Below are 16,910 nucleotides of genomic sequence, written 5' to 3'. Positions count from 1 at the left end.
ATAGGGATGTGCTCACAAGCACATCCGTATCGTAGTCCAAATAAATCATTTAATATATTAAGGATGCTAAGATTTCCTCAAGCCAAGATAAATATCGGGCTGAATGTTGTGAACAAACGAAGTGACGGTTATCATGACCTTGAGACTGTCTTCCATGCGATTCCTCTCTGTGATGCACTTGAGATCATTGAGTCTGAGGAGATGAGGACAGACTTCGGTCACTGCGACCGCTTGTGCCCTCCCCGAGACAACCTCGTATGGAGAGCCTACGACTTGCTCAACAATCATGTTGGCGGTACACTTCCACCTGTGGAGATCATACTACGTAAGCAGATACCTTCGGGGGCGGGACTGGGAGGAGGCTCTTCTGACGCCTCGACAGCACTCCTTATGCTGAGAGAGATGTACAATCTTCCGCTGAGCGATGACGAGTTGAGAGCCTTATCGAAGCAACTCGGAGCAGACTGTCCATTCTTTATAGCCCCCTCCCCTCACTTTGCCGAAGGGATCGGAGATATATTGTCTCCCATAGATCTTGATCTTTCGGGCATCCATCTACATCTTGTATTACCGGACATCCATGTATCCACCAAGGACGCTTATGCGGGCATCAAGCCCCAACCGGCTCGATATGACCTTCGCACCGTGCTTCAGGCTCCCATAGAGACATGGAAAGACACAGTCACAAATGATTTCGAGGCAGGAGTGTTCGGACTTCATCCCATCCTCGGAGAGATCAAGCAAGAACTTTATGCCAGAGGAGCAGTCTATGCCTCAATGAGTGGTTCAGGATCGGCTCTGTACTGTCTCAGCCGTGAGGCATTAGATCTCTCCGAACTGTCGAAGATGTACACCGTCAGACATTTTATTTTATAACAATCATATTTTCAACTAAAAATGAATTCATTTTCCAAGTTTCTAATCCTTGGTCTGGCTTCTTCGAGTATGACGATGGCATCGGCACAAGAAGCTAAAAAGACCTCTCCTGACACGCTCAGCATAAGTAACTTCAGAGCGTTTAAGACAGTGGCTTTTCGTTCGCCATTCATGAGTGACAGCATCGGTATAAATGGAGAAAAATACGATGCTAACAGCCTGCTGGGTAGTAGTACTTTCATGAACACCAAAGACAAATCGGCTCGGATAGTCTCTGCGGACAAGTCAGGATTTATTACTACAGAGAAAAAGAATAAGGCTGATGAAAACGTTTCGTACATCACGACCTATGCGACCAACATCAACAGCTCCAGGTATGAAAAAGGCAGTATCCTCATCGAGAGCACATTGCCTTTCAGAGCATTCTTGGATGGTAAGATGATTGCCCAATCAGACAAGGCCGTACACAAAGACTCCATAAAGACACCCCAAAAAGCATCTGTCACAATCACACCTACAGCGCACCAACTCGTCATCCGTACCATAGAGACCTCGAAGGACACAATAGATATGGGGATACGTGTCAGATACGTGAGCCCACACGATGAGACCGGCATATCGGCCACGACGGATGATACGAGATATATCGATCTCGATTTTATGCTTCATGGAGACAACCTCACGAGAGTCTCAGTGTCTCCTTCGGGCAAGTACATGATCATGGGAAAAAGGACTTACTTCGGCGGGAAGCACAATGTCGAGTATTCTCTCTATAAAGGCAACAAAAAGATCCGTACACTGGGACAAGTCGGAAGTGAATCTTGGCTTCCGGGAAAAGACAAACTCTACTTCACACGAGAAAAAAATGGAAATAGAGCCCTCGTGGCTTTGGACCCTGAAACAGAGCAAGAGGAAATCATCCACAGCTCTATCCCTCAGGGCAACTTCTCGATGTCCCCCTCAGGCAGATATTTGATATTCTTTGATCACAAACAAGGCCCAAAAGCAGGAAAGCACTCCACAAGAGTACTCGGCAGAGGAGACAGAGAGCAAAACTTCAGACACAGATACTTTATCTCTTTGTTTGACCTACAGACCGGACTTTACAATCCCATCACATACGGATTTAGGACAACTGCACTACAAGACATGTCGATGGATGACAGCAAGTTGATCTTCTCTGTATCCGAGATAACGACAAAGAGACCCTTCTATACCTCAGACTTTATCGAGTTGGATCTCCGTACCATGAAGGCAGACACCTTGTTCAAAAAGACCTCCGAGATCTCCGAGGTCTCTTACACATCGAAGCCCGGTATCCTGCTTGTTCAAGGCACTGCAGATGCTTTCGGAGGCATCGGTCGTAACCTCCCTGAAGGAGCTATCGCCAACACCTATGACAAGCAGATGTATCTGTACAATGCGAACAGTAAAAAAACGTCCACTCTGACCAAGGACTTCAACCCATCCATAAACAACGTTTACATCTCACCCAAGCTCTTCAACATTTACTTCACAGCCGAAGATGAGGATAGGATGACCCTATATAGCTGTGACTTAGGGAGCGGAAAGATTACCAAACTATCTCACAAGGAGGATTATGTACGTTCTTTCGGAGTCTCCGAGGATGGTAAGATAATGGCATACATCGGTCAAAGTATGAATAATTCCGACCGTATGTACCTCATCTCAGGAAGAAATAATAAAGAAGAGCTTGTCTACGACCTCTCTGCACTAAAGCTGAAGGATTACAAAGTGGGAGTCGGAAAGGTATGGGACTTCACAATGCCTAATGGAGATGTGGTACCCGGAAGATTTTATCTCCCTCCCAACTTTGATGCCAATAAAAAATATCCACTCATTGTTTATTACTATGGTGGGACAGCTCCGACATCAAGAATATTTGAAAATGCATACTCTCCTCACCTCTATACATCTCAAGACTATGTCGTATATATCGTCAACCCAAGCGGCACGACCGGCTATGGACAGGAGTATGCATCTCGTCACGTCAATGCCTGGGGTAAGCGCACAGCAGATGAGATCGTCGCTTCGGTCAAGGGCTTCTGTGCTGCTCATTCATTTGTAAACGACAAAAAGATCGGTTGTATGGGTGCCAGCTACGGAGGCTTCATGACCCAATACCTTCAGACCATAACAGACATCTTTGCAGCAGCGATAAGCCATGCAGGGATCAGCGCACTTTCCTCCTATTGGGGTGAAGGCTTCTGGGGTGTAGGTTACAGTACCGTTGCAAGTGCCGACAGTTATCCTTGGAACAACCCCGATCTGTATGTGCGCCAAAGTCCTCTTTTCAATGCGGATAAGATCAAAACCCCTCTCCTACTTCTTCACGGTACGGTAGACACCAATGTCCCCGACGGAGAGAGCGTACAGATGTACAATGCTCTCAAGATCTTGGGCAAGGAGGTCGAATTTATACGTATTCACAACCAAGACCACTTCATCCTCGAAGAGCCCAAACGCATCGAGTGGACCAATTCGATCTTTGCATGGTTTGCAAAATGGCTCAAGGACGATCCCACATGGTGGGATGATATGCATCCTAAAGTGAACTTATAAAAAGCATTATGCCCTTTGGCTTGATATTGCAAAGCCATACAAGGATATTTAACAGAAGAACAATCAAAATTAAACAAGATTGTAATATCCTTTGTATAGCTTTGCAATGTCATTTAATCACCTCCATAAACGTAACATCAAGGAATGAGAAAAATCATCTACACATTGGGCTTTCTCGGTATAGCCATGACACTGCAAGCACAAGAGGGATCTAAGTGCAAAAAGTGCAGCGATCACAAAACACAGGTGCAAAAGAACGAAGAAGAGATCTCTGCACTCAAAAAACTGAAAATATCCGGTTACATCCAAACCCAAATGCAGTGGGGGGAAGAAAACAGTACCCTCAGAGTCGGAGAAAAGCGTACAGACGCAGATCCCGAAAATTGGAACAGAATCGGAGTCCGCAGAGGTCGTCTGAAACTTGCTTATACCGAACGTTATATGTCCGGAGTCTTTCAGGTCGATCTCTCTGAGAAGGGTATAGCCATCAAGGACATCTATCTCAATGCTCATCTCCCTAAAATGGGACAGAGCAGTGTGACCACTGGTTTATTTCTGAGACCTTTCGGATACGACATCGAGGCTTCGACATCCATGAGAGAGACCCTCGAGCGTGCAAAGATCTTCCCGACACTCTTCCCCGAAGAGAGAGACCTTGGGGTGAAGCTCTCGCTACAGAGCTCCAAAGGCTCTGCCCTTGATTTCCTAAAACTCGATCTTGCCATCATTGCAGGTAATGGGATCAAGAGAGAGACAGACAGCCGCAAAGACTTCATTGGTCGCATAGTAGCAGACAAGAAGTTTGGAGAAAATCTCCAAGGAGCTATCGGCTTCTCTTACTACAACGGTGGTGTTTATCAGGGTTCTAAAGACGTTTATCAGGTCGAAAATGGTGAGTTTAAGCTCAGTTCTTCCGAAAATAACAAAGGCGCCTTTGCTAAGAGAGAATACTTCGGGGTAGAGGGGAGATTTAGCGTTGTTTCACCACTTGGCAAGACTCAGCTCTTGGGCGAATACCTTTGGGGGGTACAACCCGGGACAGCCTTAAGTTCAAGAAGTCCAAACTCTTCTACTCTCTATGTCGGAGACACTTATATTCGCAACTTCAATGGCTGGTACGCTACATTTGTACAAGATTTCGGCACACTGCCCTTTTCAGCTGTGATCAGATATGATAGCTACGATCCAAACACCAATCTCTCAGGAGATCAAATCGGTAAGGCTAACTCCGGAGTCGTAGATCTATCGTACAATACGCTTGGTATGGGGCTCATTTGGTACATCAATAAGAGCATGAAGCTACAAGGCTATTATGACATCGTGACGAACGAGACGAGCAAAAACTTGGCCGGCTATCAGAGCAACCTGAAGGACAATGTCCTTACCTTGATGGTTCAGTATAAGTTCTGATACATCATATTCAAGCCGAAAGGTTGTCATGAAAGCAACCGACGACCAGCACAGAAGCATTTTGGCCACGAAATCAGGTTGTAGAACGCGATAAAAAAGTCGTTTGACTTAATTACGAGAGTCGTTTGACTTGATGACAAAGGTCGTTTGACTTGATGACGAAGGTCGTATAACTTCATTTTTTATGTTCAAGCTCTGAACTTGGACAAGACGATACCTCAAGGATGGGGGGTGAGTCAAACGGGCAGTTATCCACTGCAAGCCGACAGACTTATCCCCCATCCTTTTTGCGTTGAGTCAATATCTCATATTTACCTAAAAGCATTGATAGGATTATCTTATCTTTGTACCTGATTATATAATACCCGAAGATATGGCGACAGAAGAGCAAGGCTACAAGATACCCGAGGCATTTTTGGAGGCGTTTGGATCAACGTTCGGTCAGCAGGAGGCAGATGCTTTCTGTCGCTCTGTGAATCAGCCCTCCCCCGTAAGCATTCGCGTCAATCCTTACAAACTGAACACCCCTCCCATCGGAGGTAAGATCGTACCATGGTGCAGTCTTGGGTATTACCTTGACACTCGTCCTACTTTCGGCATCGACCCTCTTTGGCATGCCGGAGCGTACTATGTCCAAGAAGCTTCAAGCATGTTTGTCTCACAGTATCTATCGGAGCTGTCCGATGACACAAAAATTGCCCTCGACCTCTGTGCTGCTCCCGGAGGCAAAAGTACTCTACTGAGAAGCCTTCTGCCAAAGACCTGTGTCCTCATTGCAAATGAACCGGATAGAGGTCGTGTGTCTGCCTTGCACGAAAACCTCACAAGATTTGGCAGTGACGAAGTCATTGTCACCAATGCCTATCCGAACGAACTTAGAAAATCCGGGCTGATGTGCGATATGATACTCGTGGATGCCCCTTGCTCCGGCGAAGGGATGTTCCGAAAAGACCCCAACAGTCGCAACGAGTGGTCTATGGGTAGTGTCGCATCATGTAGTATAAAACAAAAAGAGATCCTGGATGAGGCATGGCGTATGCTACATCAAGGAGGAATCCTCATATACAGTACTTGCACCTACAATAAAGAAGAGAACGAGGCTCAGCTTGAGTACCTCTCAGAGCATTATGATGTGGCGAAGATCATCTTTCCAGATCTCAAAACACCTGAAGCCATGGGGATCTCAAAAGGCGAGCGAGACGGTGTGTACAGATTTTTCCCACACCATACAGTAGGAGAGGGATTTACTATATTTGCGTTACAAAAAGCCGGTAAGAAACAAAAGGTATCTCAGGAGCAAAGAAATCGAAAAAGAGAGACCCAAAACTCTCAGATCCCCTCTATACTGAAAGATTCCATCAGAGAACAAGTGAACATCACGAACGAGGGGGATGAGTTTGTCTATCTCTCACCTCAAGGAAAAGTCATCGCAGACCTCTTAATAAAAGCGAGGGTACGTGTACTGTCTAAAGGTATCATCTTAGGTAGTGTCAAAGGCAAGGATTTCGTCCCCCATCATTCATGGGCGATGAGTAATATGATAGCTGATCAGGCTCCTTATCCTCATATCGAGGTGGATGAAGATACAGCCCTCGCTTATCTCAAAAGAGATACCATCAATCTTGCTCCCCATAAGGGTTTCGAGTGCATCACATACAAAGGCGTCCCTCTTGGCTGGATAAAAAACATAGGTAACAGGGTAAACAATCTCTATCCCAAAGAACTTGTGATACGAAATCGAAATGCCGTGTCGGAAGAACTCCCCAAACTATTCTAAAAAGAAGAAATGAAACATCTGAGAACACTACTTATACTCCTCTCCTTATCGCTATCGAGCTACTCTCCATGGGCCACAAAGGTATGGGCACAAGAGTCCATCGATATCCCTGAATACAAAGCCGCACTACTTACATGTGGGCCATCGGATTTGGAGACATTCATGCTCTATGGGCATACGGCCATAAGGATATGGGATACCAATGGAGAAGAGGATTATGTCTTCAATTATGGGTTGTTTTCGTTTGATCAGCCCAATTTCTTGATGAACTTTGCACTTGGGAAGCCCCTCTATGCTTTGGGGATAAGCCCCATGTCTGACTTCATTGATGCATACAGATACGAGGGTAGAAGTGTGAGCCAACAAGTCTTGAACCTCTCTCAATCCGAGATAAAAGAGATGTACGACTTCTTGCGGTGGAATGCCTTGCCCGAAAACAGAGACTACATCTACAACTTCTATTTCGATAACTGCTCGACCAAACCAAGGGATTTGATCGAACAGTTCAGCAAAGGGATGAAAATCGTTGGAATGGAGGAAATGCCGACCTTCAGGTCTATCTTGCGACACTACACAAGGACTGATCGTTGGTACACATTCTTGTGTGAACTTCCCCTTGGAGCGCAGACAGACAAGGTAATGAGTCTCTCGGAAGCAGCATTTCTACCACTCATGTTAGAAAAGGAATTGGATCATGCCGTCCGAAGTGACAACAATGAGCCTTTGGTGCGAGCAAAGACGGTCTTGGTACAGGAAACACGCCCCGTGGGCACAAAGAAAGATTCTCCTATCACACCTACGACGATGATCATCGGGATACTATTGGTCTATGCCCTTCTCGTGATGCTAAAGCCTCGAATACCTCATGCTCTCAGTGTGTATAGGAGTCTGCTCTTCATAACCATCTCGGTATGTGGGATAATACTTTGGTTCTTGGGACTCATCTCTCATCACCCACACACATTTCCCAACCTGAATATGCTGCTATTCACCCCACTCTATTTACCCCTGGCAATAACTATATGGTTCTCACAATGTAAGAGGATTAATAATTGGCTCTATTTTATTAACTTTGTAGGGGTATTCCTCTGTGCCGTAGGGGTGATCTTCGGTTACCAGACACTGCCGGAAGGGATGACGATACTGTTCGGTCTGATCTGTGTGGATCATGCACTTTACTCCGGAGTATTGAATTATATCAAGAGTAAACGACAGTAAATCTACGAGATAACGTTGATGAACAAACTGATAGTACCCATCATAGCATTGCTGGCAATGTGCCAGACCCAACAAGTAGAGGCCGGTATACCTCGACTTGTGGTGCTGTTGTCTGTCGATGAGCTACGATCAGATTTGTTGGATGAGATATTTCCTCTTCTACCCGAAGACGGACTCAAAAGGCTCCTCGAAGAGGGACAGGTTTACAATAATGTAAACAACCCTCTACTATCGCCCAACAGCACTGCAAGCCAAGCCTTACTACATACCGGGACAACAGCCCTTGGCAATGGCATAGCCACCCGCAGACCTTTTGTCAGAGCATCAGACGGGAAGGTATCGGCACACAACTCTGTATTTCACGACGAGCAGTATATCGGATATGCGACGTCGTCTCGCCTTTCGCCCAAACGGCTCTCTGCACCGACGATAGCAGACAAACTATGGCAAGCAAGCAAAGGAGAAAGTCTTATCTACAGCTTGGCTCCAAATGCGGAAGAGGCAATAATCGGTGGTGGACAACACGCCGATGGCGTATTCTGGATAGATGATTACAATGGAAAGTGGGTATCCTCCACTTACTACAAGGATGGCTATCCGCCATACATCTACCGCCTCAATGATGGTGAGAATGGCATATACCAACGTCTCAAAAGTACAATTTGGTCTCCTGCGTACGGACAACTTTATAAGTTGCCCTATCTCTTAAGAAAAGGAGTAAATCAGAACTTCAAGCACTCATTCTCCCAAAATGGAGAAGGGATAACAAAGTTCAAACAATCCGCTCTCATCAATGAGGAGCTATCAAAGGCTGTCGATCTCATCTTTGCCAATACAGAGATCGGGAAGGATGAGATCCCCGATCTTGTGAGCCTCAACCTCTTTGCCGGAAATCATGCGGATGCGGATCAGGATGTGACACCGGAGTTGTTGGACACCTATTACAGACTGGACAGAGCGGTCGCCTCCATATTGAAACAAATCGAAATCTGCTCAGGCTTATCTCAGACGCTTATCGCCCTTGTCGGCAATGGCATGGGTCGTGAGCTTTATACCCAGGATGACATCATAGGGTATTTCCACAACGATAGATGCAAGGCTTTGATGAACGTATTCATCATGGCTCAGTATGGTCAAGGAAATTGGATCGAAGAAGTCACCAATGATGGACAGATCTTCCTAAATAGGAAGTTGATCGAGTCGCAGAAGTTGGATCTTCGTGAGGTTCAGCAGAAAGCAGCAGGCTTTTTGCAGGACTTCAGTGGTGTACAGTATGTCGTCACGGACTATGAATTGAGACAGCGTGCGACACTCGAAAGTAGAGAAAATGCCCTATTTCAGAGTTGTCTCAACCGCGCGATACATAAGGAGCGCGGAGACGTAGTATTCGACCTTCTTCCAAATTGGGCATTCATCCGCGCCGAACATCTAACGGATTCGGGACTCTATAAACAAAATGCCATTCAAACGACATTTATTGTCAGGTACCCCAATCCCAAGTCTGCCAAAATCACAACCCCTTTAGACATAAGGGATGTGTCGGCAACTATTTGCCACATACTGCGTATACGCCCTCCGACTTCGGGTAGACTCCCTGCTCTCGGCAGTCATTGAGACTAAAGACCTTAAAAGAAAGAATAAATAATAAAAAGACAATACATACCTAATGGGAATTAACAACCTACTTACCAAGCTTTTTGGGAACAAATCACAACGAGACCTGAAGGAGATCACTCCTTTTGTGGATCAAGTCAAAGAGGCTTATAAGACTATCGTTAACCTTTCTGATGACGAACTCAGAGCTCGGACACAACAGTTCAGAGATGAGATACAAGCATTTGTCCAAGTAGAAAGGGACGAGATCGCAAATCTGAAGGTGGGTATCGAAGACCTTGAGCTACAAGAAAGAGAAGGCATATGGGCTAAGATCGATAAGCTCGAAGAGACCATCATGGATAAGATGGAGAAGAAGCTGGATGAGCTCATGCCACAAGTCTTTGCCATCGTCAAAGATACTGCACGTCGTTTCGCTGAAAATACAGAGATAAGAGTTTCTGCCACTCAGTTTGACAGAGATCTCTCCGTATCTCATGACTTCGTAAAAATAGAGGGAGATCAGGCCGTCTACCAAAATCATTGGATGGCCGGAGGTAACGAGATCACCTGGGACATGATACACTATGATGTACAGCTTTTCGGTGGTGTCGTCCTTCACAAAGGTAAGATCGCTGAAATGGCAACAGGTGAAGGTAAAACTCTCGTGGCTACTTTGCCCGTATTTCTAAATGCCTTGACCGGTAACGGTGTACACGTGGTCACCGTAAACGACTATCTCTCCAAACGTGACTCGGAGTGGATGGGTCCTCTTTACATGTTCCATGGACTTTCGGTAGACTGTATAGACAAATATGAGCCTAACTCCGAAGCACGTAGACGTGCATACAACTGCGACATCACCTTCGGCACAAATAACGAGTTTGGCTTCGACTATCTCCGTGATAATATGGCAAGATCTCCCAAGGATCTTGTGCAGCGCAAACATAACTATGCCATCGTGGATGAGGTCGACTCTGTCCTCGTGGATGATGCACGTACACCTCTGATCATCTCAGGGCCTATCGAATCTTCGGGAGATCAAATGTTCGAAGACTTCAGAGGCAACGTCGAAGTCGTGGTAAATGCGCAAAAGACATTGGCAACACGCCTACTCTCAGAGGCAAGACAAAAGATTAAAAGCGAAGACAAAAAAGAGCAGGAAGAAGGATTCCTACTTCTATTCCGAAGCTATAAAGGGCTACCCAAGAATAAGGCTCTGATCAAGTTCCTGAGTGAAGAAGGCATCAAGACCGGACTTCTAAAGACTGAAGAGTTCTATATGCAGGACAATATGCGAAATATGCATATCGCGACAGACGAACTCTACTTTGTCATCGATGAGAAGAACAACTCAATCGAATTGACAGACAAAGGGATCGACTTGCTAACCGGTAAGACAGATGACCCTCAATTCTTCGTCCTCCCTGACATCACCACACAGATGTCTGAGCTTGAGAACATGGATCTCAGCCAAGAAGAGAAGACCGCAAAGAAGGACGAACTCCTTGCCAACTACTCCATCAAGAGTGAACGTGTACACACCATACACCAGTTGCTCAAGGCTTATACCCTCTTTGAGCGAGATGACCAGTATGTGGTGATGGATAATAAGGTAATGATTGTCGATGAGCAGACAGGTCGTATCATGGATGGTCGTCGCTACTCCGACGGTCTCCATCAAGCGATCGAAGCCAAGGAGCGTGTCACCGTCGAGTCTGCATCGCAGACCAAGGCTACCATCACCCTCCAGAACTATTTCCGTATGTACCATAAGTTGGCCGGGATGACAGGTACGGCAGAAACAGAAGCCAAGGAGTTCTGGGACATCTATAAGCTTGACGTGGTAGTCATCCCAACCAACCGACCCATCGCTCGTAAGGATGAGAACGACCGTATCTATAAGACCAACAGAGCCAAATATTCTGCTGTCATTGAAGAGATTGTCTCTCTCGTGGAAAAAGGGCGTCCCGTCCTCGTGGGTACGACTTCCGTCGAGATCTCAGAGTTACTCAGCCGTATGCTATCGATGAGGAAAATCGAGCACAATGTACTCAATGCAAAACTTCACCAAAAGGAAGCTGAGATCGTCGCCCTCGCCGGTCGAACCGGAACGGTTACCATAGCCACCAACATGGCAGGTCGTGGTACGGACATCAAGCTCACCCCTGAAGTCAAGGCTGCAGGAGGTCTTGCCATCATCGGTACAGAGCGTCATGAGTCTCGTCGTGTAGACAGACAGCTACGTGGGCGTGCCGGTCGTCAGGGAGACCCGGGATCATCGGTATTCTTTGTCTCTCTCGAAGACAGGTTGATGCGTCTCTTCGGTTCTGAGCGTATCTCCAGCATGTTGGATAAACTCGGCTTCAAAGAAGAAGACATGCTCGAAGGACGCCAGCTCAGCAAGTCTGTAGAAAATGCTCAAAAGAAAGTCGAAGAAAACAACTTCGGTATCCGTAAACATCTTCTCGAATACGATGACGTCAAGAACGCTCAACGTAAGGTCATATACACACGTCGCAACCACGCTCTGAAGGGCGAACGTATCGGTCTTGATGTCCTCAATACAATATCTCAGTGTGCGGAGTCCATTGCCCAAGAGTATGCTCAGGGGGATTTCTCAGCCTTCAAGATGGAGCTTTTCACTGTCTTTGCGATGGAAGTCCCCGTCACGGAAGAAGAGTTCAAGCATCTCAATGCCGATGCATTGACAGACAAGATCATGGACGTGGCGACAGAGACCCTCAAACGTCGTATGGAACGCATCGTCACTATTGCAGACCCTGTACTTCAAAATATGTTTGAACAGCAAGGCAATGTCATCGAGACGGTCTATGTCCCTGTCACTGATGGTAAGTTGATGTACAACATCCCATGTAATCTCAAAGAGGCAGTGGAGAGTCACTCAAAGAGTGTAGCGCGTTCGTTCCAAAAGACGATCCTTCTCTACACTATCGACGAAGCATGGGAAGAGCACCTCAGAGATATGGATGAACTGCAAAATGCAGTACGCAATGTTTCTTACGAAAACAAGGATCCTCTCGTTATCTTCAAGGTCGAATCTTTTGAACTCTTCCGTACCATGGTCGAAAGGATGAATAAGAAAGCAACTTCGATCATCATGAGAGGTCAGATCCCTGTCGTTCAGCAAGAAAGCGAAGAACAAAAAGGCGTTGATGTGAGGGAGGCTCACGAAGACCCAAGACTAAAAGACAATCGCAGACGTTATCAAGAGCGCAAAGACGAGTATCAAGAAGCTCAAGAAGCCAGACATCAAGCAGGCCTTGCTGCGAGTCAGGCAGGTAAAGCCGAGAAACAACAACCTTATGTCGCAGGTGAACGTATCGGACGCAATGACCCATGTCCTTGTGGCAGTGGCAAGAAATTCAAGAGTTGCCATGGTAAAAATCTCTAATTAAACAGAATCCAATAAAGGCATCCTTCCTCAGGGCTATACAAAGTCAGCCAGGAGGAGGATGCCTTATTTCATCAGGGACATTGGGGTCCTCCTCTTCTCTTTGGACATCTTAATAGATCGAGAAGTGCAAAAGAAGGGTAGAGTGAAGTAAACCTCACACAATCAGCATTATTTCAACAGAAAATAAAAAAGAAGTTTTTCCATTATGATACTATCTATGACAGGCTTCGGAAAGTCCGTGGTCGAAGCCAACAACAAACGTGTAACCATAGAGATACGATCTGTCAATGGCAAACAGTCAGATATCTCCTTACGTGTGCCAGCAGCACTTCGCCCGCTGGAAATGGAGATGCGTAAGCGTATCAATCAGGCTCTCCTAAGAGGCAAGATCGATGTCTTTCTCACCCTTGAAGACCTTTCGAATCTTCCCAAAACTCAAGTAGATACACAGCTGGTCGGACAGTACTGGGAAATACTCAAGAACCTCTCTGAAGAGATCGGTATCCCTATGCCTGAAGACCCTATGCGTACCCTACTCTCTATGCCCAATGTCTATATCTCAAACAACACCGAAGAGACAGAAGAAGCAACGTATGAAGCCATCACGATGGAAGCGTTGGACAATGCCATCAAGGCTCATATCAGTTTCAGAGTGCAGGAGGGACTGGCTCTGGCACAAGGCTTCCGCAACAACATAGAAAAGATACGCAGTCTTCTTTCAGAAGTTGAGCCCTACGAAAAAGAACGCATCGACAATGTGCGTACTCGTCTCGAAGAAGGTCTTCAGAAGTACATCGAGACTGATTATGACAAGAATAGGCTGGAGCAAGAACTCATTTATTACATCGAGAAGCTCGACATCAATGAGGAGAAGAGCCGACTCTCCAACCACCTTGACTATTTCATCAAAACGATGGATAGCAACGAAGAAGGAGAAGGGCGAAAACTCGGTTTTATCGCCCAAGAGATCGGTCGTGAAATAAATACACTAGGCTCGAAATCAAATCATGCCGAACTACAAAAGATTGTGGTGAAGATGAAAGATGAGTTGGAGCAAATCAAAGAACAGGTCTTAAACGTACTGTAAGCAATGAAGCAAGGCAAGGTCATCATCTTCTCTGCCCCCTCAGGCACCGGGAAGTCTACGATCATCAACCACCTCATCGCTCAAGGGCTACCTCTGGAGTTCTCCGTATCAGCGACTTCTCGTGCACCGAGAGGAGCAGAGGTCAATGGTAAGGAGTACTATTTCCTCACTGAGGAGGAGTTCAGAGAACGTATCTCGGAGGGTGGATTTTTGGAATACGAGGAAGTCTACTCCGGTTGTTTTTACGGAACACTCAAGAGCGAAGTAGACGATAAAGTCAGCCATGGCAAGCATGTCATCCTCGACATAGACGTTGTGGGTGCCCTCAACGTGAAGAAAGTTTACGGAGAGCAAGCTCTCACGGTATTCATCATGCCTCCAAGCTTAAACACTCTCAGAGACAGACTCACGAGCAGAGGTACAGACAGCGAAGAGGTCATCGAGAAGAGGCTCGCGAAGGCTGAGTTCGAAATCTCTCACGCCCCACACTTCGACAAGACAGTGATCAACGATGACTTGTCTCAAGCTTGTGGTGAAGCCTTTACGCTTATCAATGACTTTATCAACAACTAAAATAAACTCCGGCACATCATGGCAAAGCATATCGTCCTATTTTCAGGCTCGTTCAATCCTATGCATATAGGGCACTTATGCCTTGCCAACTATGTTGCAGAGCTACATCCGGATGTAGATGAAGTGTGGCTTATGGTCACTCCGGCCAATCCTTTCAAGTCACACACACACCTCCTCGATGAAGACTTCAGAGTACGCTGGGCGTCTCATCAGATCGGAAAACACCCGAAGCTCAAGGTTTCCACGATAGAGTTGTCTCTACCGAGACCAAGTTATACGTTCCATACCTTGAAGCATTTGCGAGAGCAGTATCCAGATTACAAGTTTACCTTGCTCATGGGTATGGACAGCCTTGAGACTCTCCCCCGATGGTATGAGGGAGAACGCTTGATAAAAGACGAAAACATTCTCATCTATCCTCGTCTTGGTCACGATGTACCACGCTCCTTGTCGCCCCTACCGAAAAACATAACAGTTATCGACGCCCCCATCTTTGACATCTCTGCGACTGAGATTCGAAGTCTCCTCCACCAAGGTCATCGCCTCCCCTACTTCTTGAACATGGAGGTAACCCACCCTCTCTACATCGAGCTCATCGATCAACTGAAGCATCAACCACTCTAAAGAGGTGGCAGTTCTCCAGCCGCTCTCATCTCTTTATGATCGAAAAAGGCTACCTATGATGGGCTCTTTTGAGAAATGGCGAACAACCGATTCCCAGCACAAACCCACACAAAAGTCCACCTATATGAGCTGCATTGTCAATCCCCCCGGCAAGCCCCATGAGTAAGTTCATCCCCACAAAGACACCTGCATTTATCAAAAGAGACTTTACAAACCCTTTGGGATATACTCCGGTGATAAGTAAGGCTATAAATGCTCCGAACAATCCCATTATGGCACCAGAAGCACCGACTCCGACAGCTTCTCCGTTCCACAAGATGCTTGTAAGGCTTCCCAAAAGCCCTGAGAGAAAATATATGAGCAAGTACATCATTCGACTCATCTTATGCTCCAAATCTATCCCCACAAGGACGAGCCAAACCATGTTGGCACACAAATGTGCAACACCTCCATGAAGGAATATCGCTGTCAATAGTCGCCACCACTGACCTTCCATTACCATAGGAGCATAACATGCCCCCCAGTCCAGCAATACCTGAGGGGAGACATAGATAAATCCATGCCCCAAAACTGTCATCAACAAGAAAACACCTACATTGATGTAAACAAGTATCGGGGTGACAAAAAATCCCTTGTGAGGTAGGACAAAAGTCCTCCATTCGTGCCACTCTCGTCTTGCATCCATATCGGGTTTGCCAGCTTTCACCCTTTTCAGTTCGTTTGGATCGATCTTAGGGATGGCAGACATCAGGAACCACAGCACCGTCACAATGAGCAGAGCAATCAGTAGCCGTTGCTTGTTGCTCTCGTTCTTGGAGTAAAGAGACTCACTCATCCTCATCAGAATGATGGGGTCGGATACAGCACCGGGATACAACGAGATGGCCTTCATAAATCCATCATGATACTTCGAGCGACTATCGATCCTTTCGAAATAGACAGAGAAAGATGTCACAGTCTCCGCAAACTTTATTCGCCCTTGCTCAACAAAGAGAGTGTATGCCTTCTCCTTTTTCTCGTGCTTCATCCTATTACTTATCCGCTCTTTATAATGCTCTCCCAACCACACAGAGGGGGTATCGGCATAAGGGACATTCGGAGTCTCTCGGATCGGACAGACGACATAAAGATGCATATTGAAATCCTCAGAGTTTCGTCCACTAACATCATAAGTAGCATAAGAGGGGGATATCTCCTTGTCCGGATGATATGATCTCAATTTATAAAACCTTGTAGGTTTATGCCGATCCATCTCTCTGACAGAAGTAAGCTCTGTCAATGTACCTGTGACTGTCACCATATAGTCCTGCGCAATCGCAGTCGGAATCACCAGCCCGACCCAAGCTACAACAGCATAGAAAAAATGATCTCGTAAGCGTAGTACCTTGACCCTCGGATAGATATAAAATATAACCAAAAGAATTGAAAGCAAAGCCGGCACAACAAGTTCGACAACCTTATCTTTAGGTTGTAAGAGTCCAAACTTGATCACCACGACCCAGTGTAAAAAAGAGTACCCCACCACCAACCCTATAAGGGCCGATATAAAGGGTCTAAAAACAAACTTCAATTTATCTTCCATCATACTTTTATCATTCAGTGAGAAAGGAAAAGGATACATTGGTATCTACATCATTAAGGAGCCTTCAACATCCTAACCCACAATAAACGTATCGATCTGTTCTGTCGGAGAGCGGAACAGACGATGTCATCCGCCAGAATGCATTCTGTCCCGTACCAGAATGCATTCT

The 16,910-nt window shown here is 46.2% G+C and carries 11 protein-coding genes; 10 read left to right on the top strand and 1 reads right to left on the bottom strand.

Annotated features, from left to right (window positions below; translation table 11 throughout):
- Positions 1 to 63 precede the first annotated feature (63 nt).
- From ispE to nadD, 10 genes are all read left to right on the top strand, one after another.
- Complete coding sequence (gene ispE, locus EL262_RS02230) at positions 64 to 876, top strand: 4-(cytidine 5'-diphospho)-2-C-methyl-D-erythritol kinase (RefSeq protein ID WP_025838003.1); 813 nt, start codon at positions 64 to 66, stop codon at positions 874 to 876.
- Between the two features lie 21 nt (positions 877 to 897).
- Positions 898 to 3,459, top strand: a complete 2,562-nt coding sequence (locus tag EL262_RS02225; protein ID WP_025838001.1) for a S9 family peptidase — start codon at positions 898 to 900, stop codon at positions 3,457 to 3,459.
- Positions 3,460 to 3,603: 144 nt separating this feature from the next.
- A complete protein-coding gene (locus tag EL262_RS02220; RefSeq protein ID WP_078735644.1) occupies positions 3,604 to 4,869 on the top strand; it encodes a hypothetical protein in 1,266 nt (421 codons plus the stop codon).
- A 373-nt stretch (positions 4,870 to 5,242) separates the two neighbouring features.
- Complete coding sequence (locus EL262_RS02215; protein ID WP_025838000.1) at positions 5,243 to 6,646, top strand: methyltransferase RsmF C-terminal domain-like protein; 1,404 nt, start codon at positions 5,243 to 5,245, stop codon at positions 6,644 to 6,646.
- 9 nt (positions 6,647 to 6,655) lie between these two features.
- The gene (locus EL262_RS02210) at positions 6,656 to 7,864 is read left to right on the top strand and encodes a lipoprotein N-acyltransferase Lnb domain-containing protein (RefSeq protein WP_025837999.1); all 1,209 of its coding nucleotides are present in this window, start codon (positions 6,656 to 6,658) and stop codon (positions 7,862 to 7,864) included.
- A gap of 18 nt (positions 7,865 to 7,882) precedes the next feature.
- A complete protein-coding gene (locus EL262_RS02205) occupies positions 7,883 to 9,478 on the top strand; it encodes an alkaline phosphatase family protein (protein WP_025837996.1) in 1,596 nt (531 codons plus the stop codon).
- A 52-nt stretch (positions 9,479 to 9,530) separates the two neighbouring features.
- Positions 9,531 to 12,872, top strand: a complete 3,342-nt coding sequence (gene secA / locus EL262_RS02200) for a preprotein translocase subunit SecA (protein WP_025837995.1) — start codon at positions 9,531 to 9,533, stop codon at positions 12,870 to 12,872.
- A gap of 208 nt (positions 12,873 to 13,080) precedes the next feature.
- On the top strand, positions 13,081 to 13,962 hold the full coding sequence (locus EL262_RS02195; protein ID WP_025837993.1) for a YicC/YloC family endoribonuclease: 882 nt from the start codon (positions 13,081 to 13,083) through the stop codon (positions 13,960 to 13,962).
- 3 nt (positions 13,963 to 13,965) lie between these two features.
- A complete protein-coding gene (gmk, locus tag EL262_RS02190; protein ID WP_025837990.1) occupies positions 13,966 to 14,535 on the top strand; it encodes a guanylate kinase in 570 nt (189 codons plus the stop codon).
- A gap of 18 nt (positions 14,536 to 14,553) precedes the next feature.
- Complete coding sequence (nadD, locus tag EL262_RS02185; RefSeq protein WP_025837988.1) at positions 14,554 to 15,159, top strand: nicotinate (nicotinamide) nucleotide adenylyltransferase; 606 nt, start codon at positions 14,554 to 14,556, stop codon at positions 15,157 to 15,159.
- A 49-nt stretch (positions 15,160 to 15,208) separates the two neighbouring features.
- Here the strand turns inward: nadD and EL262_RS02180 are convergent, their stop codons facing one another.
- Positions 15,209 to 16,744, bottom strand: coding sequence for a rhomboid family intramembrane serine protease (locus tag EL262_RS02180; RefSeq protein ID WP_159442731.1), 1,536 nt, complete (start codon positions 16,742 to 16,744; stop codon positions 15,209 to 15,211).
- Positions 16,745 to 16,910: the final 166 nt, after the last annotated feature.

Source organism: Porphyromonas cangingivalis (genome assembly GCF_900638305.1).
Lineage (GTDB): Bacteria > Bacteroidota > Bacteroidia > Bacteroidales > Porphyromonadaceae > Porphyromonas_A > Porphyromonas_A cangingivalis.
Note: the sequence above shows the minus strand (reverse complement) of the source record. Positions and strands in the feature narration are given on the sequence as shown.

What these genes read in the sequence shown, in the direction of transcription:
- EL262_RS02205 (WP_025837996.1), top strand. Translation starts at nt 7,883, where the DNA reads ATGAACAAACTGATAGTACCCATCATAGCATTGCTGGCAATGTGCCAG.
- EL262_RS02180 (WP_159442731.1), bottom strand. Translation starts at nt 16,744, where the DNA reads ATGATGGAAGATAAATTGAAGTTTGTTTTTAGACCCTTTATATCGGCC.
- EL262_RS02215 (WP_025838000.1), top strand. Translation starts at nt 5,243, where the DNA reads ATGGCGACAGAAGAGCAAGGCTACAAGATACCCGAGGCATTTTTGGAG.
- ispE (WP_025838003.1), top strand. Translation starts at nt 64, where the DNA reads ATGCTAAGATTTCCTCAAGCCAAGATAAATATCGGGCTGAATGTTGTG.
- EL262_RS02210 (WP_025837999.1), top strand. Translation starts at nt 6,656, where the DNA reads ATGAAACATCTGAGAACACTACTTATACTCCTCTCCTTATCGCTATCG.
- EL262_RS02220 (WP_078735644.1), top strand. Translation starts at nt 3,604, where the DNA reads ATGAGAAAAATCATCTACACATTGGGCTTTCTCGGTATAGCCATGACA.
- secA (WP_025837995.1), top strand. Translation starts at nt 9,531, where the DNA reads ATGGGAATTAACAACCTACTTACCAAGCTTTTTGGGAACAAATCACAA.
- gmk (WP_025837990.1), top strand. Translation starts at nt 13,966, where the DNA reads ATGAAGCAAGGCAAGGTCATCATCTTCTCTGCCCCCTCAGGCACCGGG.
- nadD (WP_025837988.1), top strand. Translation starts at nt 14,554, where the DNA reads ATGGCAAAGCATATCGTCCTATTTTCAGGCTCGTTCAATCCTATGCAT.
- EL262_RS02195 (WP_025837993.1), top strand. Translation starts at nt 13,081, where the DNA reads ATGATACTATCTATGACAGGCTTCGGAAAGTCCGTGGTCGAAGCCAAC.
- EL262_RS02225 (WP_025838001.1), top strand. Translation starts at nt 898, where the DNA reads ATGAATTCATTTTCCAAGTTTCTAATCCTTGGTCTGGCTTCTTCGAGT.